The organism is Micromonospora sp. 4G55 (genome assembly GCF_016803375.1).
Genome location: NZ_JAEVHN010000405.1, coordinates 1 through 5,707, shown reverse-complemented (window position 1 = coordinate 5,707; position 5,707 = coordinate 1). Strand labels below are relative to the sequence as shown.

Genomic DNA, 5,707 nt, shown 5'->3' with positions numbered 1-5,707 from the left:
ACCGGCCCGGACCTCATCGGGATTACCTCGTTCCACACGACCAAGACACGGCCGGGGAGGGTGCCTCCTTTACCCCGAGGGCGGCGGTGTCCCCACGGCTGGCGCTCCTTCACCAGCCGCCGCCTGCCGCGTTCTCAACGGCCAGCCCTTATCCCCAGGTCACACGATCCGTCACCCCAGGGTTTCGAATCACGGGGCATCGTCGAAGGTTCACTTGCGTTCACCCGTCCGGCCTTCCCCTTGCCTGTGGCCCCCGGACGGCACGGGAGCCCTTGGGCTTCTACCCCGAGCTTCGCACCCCGCCGTTACCAGCGACGCACGTCGGAGCGGAGACGGGCCATTGGACACAAGCCCGGAACTACACCATCAGACGAACCTCCTGATCCTCCCTGGTGCGTCCACTTGGATCGTGCGACCGCGAGTCGCACAGGAGCGACACGAGTGTCTCCTATCCTGCACGCGATCGTCACCACCGTCGGCGGGATCCTCGCCGGCCTCGCCCTCGCCGGCGCCCTGCTGTGGCGGCAACATCAGGCCTTGCAGGCCGCCCGCTACGACGCCACTCACGACGACATCACCGGCCTGCCCAACCGGCGGCTGCTGCTCGCCCGTCTGCGCGCCGCCCTCGCCGAAAACACGCCGTGTGGGCTGGTGCTGCTCGACCTCGATGAGTTCAAGGCCGTCAACGACACCCTCGGCCACGACACCGGCAACGTGCTCCTCGCGCATGTGGGGCGTCTGCTCACCAGCCTCGACGCCCCCCGCCGAGATCGCCGCCCGCCTGTCCGGCGACGAATTCGCGGTGCTCGTACGCGGGGATCACGAGGACACCGCCGCGGTCGCGTACGCCGCCTGGCAGGCCATCGGCGCCGCGCCCATCGCCTGGGACTCCGGGCAGATCAGCGTCCGCGCCTCGGTCGGCTACGCGCAGGCCAACCTGCACACGCCGCGGCAACTGCTCGCCGACGCCGACGAAGCGATGTATCGCGCCAAGCGGTCGCAGACCGGCGTCTGCGCACACCAGCCCCTCACCCCACCGTCGGGGCGGCGCAGCCGCGACCGCCACTACCGCTGACCACCCGTTCGACATGTCCGCAGGGATCCCGCAGCCGCCCGCTGCGGGATCCCTTCCATTTCGCTATCCCGATCGCGGGAGATCACGTGCTGTCTTTCACCGCTGTCCACGCGCTGTCCGAATGCCTGCTCACCGTCGTCGCCGACGCCGCCGGCTGGGACACCACACCGACCCTCCTCCTGCTGCACACCCGACGTCCCGACCCCACCGACCCGGCCCGGCGCGACATGCACGCCATCGCGTTCCCCCTGCACCCCGACGACCAGGTCACCGACCCCGCCGAGCTGCCCGCGCTGCTGCGCCGCCTGTCGGACAGCCTGCGCGACGACCCATCAAATCCCTACCGAACGACGCTCGGCACCATCGTCGCGCGCATCCGTCGCACCGACCCCGACGCGCGGCTGCTGGCCTGGGCCACGCTGCACCACGACACCCTGGATGGCGGCGTATGCCGGGCGCGCCGGGTCGACTCGGTCGACACCGACGGCCGGGTCTACCAGCTCACCTGCCCACACGGCGAGGACAAGCCGCAGCTGCGCGTCGACGACGCCCCCGACCCCAAGGATGTTCCCGCCGTGGTGCCGGGGCTGGCGGCTCTGCTGGCTGCCTCCCGCTCGCTCACCGCTGATCCCCTTGCCGAGGTCAAGGCGCCCGCCGGCCGGCAGGACGCCGCCGACGACGAGCCGATTTTCGCCCCTTGGGGGCCCGACGGGGCGTCGCTGCGCTGCCGGGTGTGCGCAGCTGTCGACGAGATATGCCAGGACGAGATGCCGTCCATGGCCGGCTACGGCGAGGACAGCTACGTCCGCTGCACCCGCTGCGGATCCGTCGAGGCCACCGACCCGATCTTCGGCTGGCGCGCCAAGCCCGCCACATGGCCATCGGACTCCGCAACGGGAGCCGACACGATCGCCAACTCGGAGCAGGCCGAGCACGACGGGCAGGCCGTGATGGCCGATGGGATCGGTGCTGACAGACCGCGCGGCGCGGGCAGCGCGTCGGACGATGCGCAGGAACCGTCCGGCCGGCAGGCCGACGCCGCGGACAAGGGATGGGCGATGAGCCGCGGGCACGCCGACACCCGCGGGCCGGCGAAGTCGCCGTGCGGCAGCTGCCCCTACCGCCGCGACGTGCCCTCCGGGGTGTGGGACGCCTCGGAGTACGCGAAGCTGCCCGACTACGACGCGCCGACCGCGCTGCAGCCGCACGGGCTGTTCCTCTGCCACCAGGCCGATGGGCGGGTGTGCGCCGGCTGGGCCGGCTGCCACGACGGCAACGAGCTCCTCGCGTTGCGGCTGGCCGCCCTGCAGGGCATGGACCCGGACGAGATCACCGCTACCCGCACCTACGTCTCGCCTGTTCCGCTTTTCAGTTCGGGGCAGGAAGCGGCCGCCCACGGCATGGCACGCATCGAGGACCCGCCTGTGCAGGCCCGGCGGACGATCCAACGTCTAGCCCCGAAAATCGCCGCACGGGGACTCGACACCACGGTGCAGACGCTTCCCGTGCCCCTCACTCCCGTCGACGGTGACTGCCTCACCTGGGCTCCCGCCACCGCTACCCGGCTGCGGGATCTCGGCCACCCCGCGCGGGTGGTGCAGGTGGCCGGCTGGGCGGACCACCAGGTCATCGCCTTCGTCCACTGGACGGTCCTCGTCGCCGACCCCGACGGGGATCCCGATGGCGGGTCGGTGATCGACGTGACGGCCCGGCAGTTCGATCCGCGCCTGCCCGCACGCTGGGTCCTCAGCTGGCCGGAGTTCCTGGTCGCGCTGGCCCGAGCTGCGGGTGCCGATCGCGTCACCGCCTGGCCGGAGCCACCCGCCTGACCTCACGGCATCCGACTTCTCGCCGATGACGGGCCACACCACCGCGGTGGTGTGGCCCGTCATCGGGCCCGCCCATCAGGGCCGGCTCATACGCGCCGGCCCAGCGCACGCCGATCAGCCGCTGCCACGCCCCGCGCCGCCTTTATGCCCGCTTGTCCTCAAAGGAGTCCGCTGTGAGCATCCACTGCTACGTCGGCACCCCCGACCACGCCAACCCGCACGTGGTGCACGCCCGGTTCGTGCGCCGCGACGGCCAGCCCACCGCCGTCGTGCCCACCCTGGCCCGGATCTGGGCCGGCCGCGCCCGCCGCGACGCCCACGCTCTCGCCGCCGCGGTCCTCGCCTACGACTGGGAGTACCTCGACGACACCATCACCGCCACCGCGTGCACCCTCTCCGGGCAGCACCCGGTGCCCGGCGTCGGCATGCCCGTGGGCGCCCCCGCCGCCTGCGGCGCTGTGGTCGACGCGTCGGAGCCGGTCAGCGTGTTCCCGCTGTGCCGGGCCGGTGACCTCGACACGCCGTGGGTCTACCTGATCGACCCGGCGACCTCGACCGTCACGGTGCACACCGACGACGGCGAAGCCCTCGCCCGCTATCGCCTCGACACCTGCGCCATCCCGCACCCCCTCCCCCCGCTTCCTTCCGGAAACGCACTGGGGCGGTCTGGTCGTGCGCGCGGCGTGTCGACGTCGCCTGCCGGAACGGCCCGGTGAGCGCGCGGGCCCTCGGTGTCATCGGCGCTACGGTCGTCGCCCTGATCGTGCTGTGCGCCGGTGGGATCGGGGCGCTGTTGACCGGCGGTGGCACCGCCGCCGCCGGCTGCTACCGCACGGTCGGCCCCGACGGGGCGCCGCTGCTACCCACCCTGCACCTGACCCCGCCGGCCGGCGGGTTCTCCCCTGTCGGCGGCTGGAGCGGCGAGCAGGTCGCCAGTGCGGCGACGATCGTCGCCGTCGGCGCCGAGGACGGTGTCCCACCCCGGGGTTGGGTCATCGCGCTGGCCACCGCGATGCAGGAATCCGGGCTGCGGAACCTGCCCGGCGGGGACCGCGATTCGGTCGGGCTGTTCCAGCAACGCCCCGTCCCAGGGCTGGGGCAGCCGAGCCGAGCTGCACGACCCGGCCTACGCCGCTGGACGTTTCTACCGGGCGCTGCTCGCCGTCGACGGGTGGCAGGCCATGGCGCTCACGGACGCCGCGCAGGCGGTGCAACGCTCCGCCTTTCCCGGCGCCTACGCGAAGTGGGAAGACGACGCCATCGCCTTGGTCCGCGTCCTGGCCGGCGGCACCGCCGCCGGGCCGGTCGCCGGTGATCTGGAGCAGGCGATGAGCAACCCGCTGTGTCTCCTCGACGGCGGCGACGGCCAGTTCGGTGCCGATCGGGTGCCGCTGCCGGCCGGGTTCGCCCTGCCATCGGGCACGCCGCTGCCGGTGGTGACCGCCGTCGGGTGGGCCATGGCGCAGCTGGGCACTCCCTACCGCTTCGGTGGGGACTGCACCGCCGCGCACTCTGGGATCCCGGCCCGGCAGTGCGACTGCTCGTCGCTGCTGCAGCAGGCCTACCGGGCCGCCGGGATCAGCATCCCCCGCACGACCGCAGAGCAGGTCCACGCCGGAGCCCCGGTCGCCGACTACGGCGAGCTCATGCCCGGGGACCTGCTGTTCATCGCGGGCAGCCGCGGCAGCGTCTCCCGGCCCGGGCACGTCGGCATGTACCTGGGCCAAGGGCTACTGATTCAGGCCCCGCACACCGGCGACGTGGTCAAGGTCAGCCGCCTGTCGGCGTGGCGCGGGCAGCTCGCCGCCGTCCGCCGCGTCGTCGCATGACTGCCTCCGGCCGCACCGGCCGCAGGCTTCCCGCACCTGATGGAGGTTCCTTCATGAGCTGTTGCACCCTGATCGGCGTCACCGCGACCGGCGGCGCCTACGCCGTGCTCTGGCTGCACTGGGGCAGCGAACCCGAGCAGATGATTCCGAAGCTGCGCCGGATCTGGCAGCACACCTTCCACCGGCGCACCGACGCCGCGGTGCAGGCGCTGTTGCGCCACGACTGGGTGAGCATCGACCGGGCGGCTGCTCGCACCGGGCGGCTCGGTGAGCGGCTGGTGCCCGGCGTCGGCTGCGTCAGCGACCTGCAGGACGGCCTGCGCTCCGGTCGCCTCGACGACCCGGTCGATGGCTACCTGGAGTGGATGTACCTGGTGGATTCGGCCACCGACACCGTGATCGTCTACGAGGCGACCTGCCACGGCCGGTGGCTGCTTCATAGCCGGCACCTCCTCGATCCGGATGGTGGCGGGCGGGTGCTGGGCTGCGGCGGGCACACCGACGACGGCCACCAGTGGGCCCCGGCCCAGGTGCACATACCGGCCGGCGGCAGGGGATTGGACGCCGACGTCTGCCAGGCGGCGCACCCCGGTGCCGCGACGGTGCTGCGGTTTTCCGACGTCACCGCACACGGAATCTGCGCGGCCACCGCACCGACGTCCCCGCCGGCTGGTGGGCAGGTGTGGTGGCTGAGGCCTACCGGCGCGGAGTTCGACCTCATGTGGGGCAACGGGGGCGGTGACCGGCCGCACCGGCTGCGCCGCGACGGCGACGGCTGCCTGCTGCTGGACGTGTCCGTGCCCGCCTGGACCTGGCGGCTGCTGCCCGACGTGCGGGACGGGGCAGGCCGATGACCTACCGGCCGGGCGAGCGCGTCGCGCTCGAGCACACCAACGATGCCCGGCTGCGTCCCGGTGACGAAGGCACCGTCCGCCGCCACGACGCCGATCGGGGGATTCTCGACGTCGACTGGG

The 5,707-nt window shown here is 72.8% G+C and carries 5 protein-coding genes and 1 pseudogene; all 6 read left to right on the top strand.

Annotated features, from left to right (window positions below; all coding sequences use genetic code 11):
• Positions 1–60: 60 nt before the first annotated feature.
• A pseudogene (locus JNW89_RS37815) lies at positions 61–690 on the top strand (GGDEF domain-containing protein); the annotation flags it as partial.
• A 37-nt stretch (positions 691–727) separates the two neighbouring features.
• Entirely contained in the window at positions 728–1,075 is a 348-nt protein-coding gene (locus tag JNW89_RS25750) for a diguanylate cyclase (RefSeq protein WP_255541231.1), read from the top strand.
• Between the two features lie 86 nt (positions 1,076–1,161).
• Complete coding sequence (locus JNW89_RS25745) at positions 1,162–2,904, top strand: DUF6283 family protein (protein WP_238450874.1); 1,743 nt, start codon at positions 1,162–1,164, stop codon at positions 2,902–2,904.
• A gap of 173 nt (positions 2,905–3,077) precedes the next feature.
• Positions 3,078–3,620 (top strand): hypothetical protein, encoded by a 543-nt coding sequence (locus tag JNW89_RS25740; protein WP_238450873.1) that lies wholly within the window; start codon positions 3,078–3,080, stop codon positions 3,618–3,620.
• Positions 3,621–4,085: 465 nt separating this feature from the next.
• Positions 4,086–4,733, top strand: a complete 648-nt coding sequence (locus JNW89_RS25730; protein WP_306344901.1) for a C40 family peptidase — start codon at positions 4,086–4,088, stop codon at positions 4,731–4,733.
• 53 nt (positions 4,734–4,786) lie between these two features.
• Positions 4,787–5,587 carry a hypothetical protein gene (locus JNW89_RS25725; protein ID WP_238450871.1) on the top strand — a complete coding sequence of 267 codons (801 nt, stop codon included), beginning with the start codon at positions 4,787–4,789 and terminating at the stop codon, positions 5,585–5,587.
• Positions 5,588–5,707 lie beyond the last annotated feature (120 nt).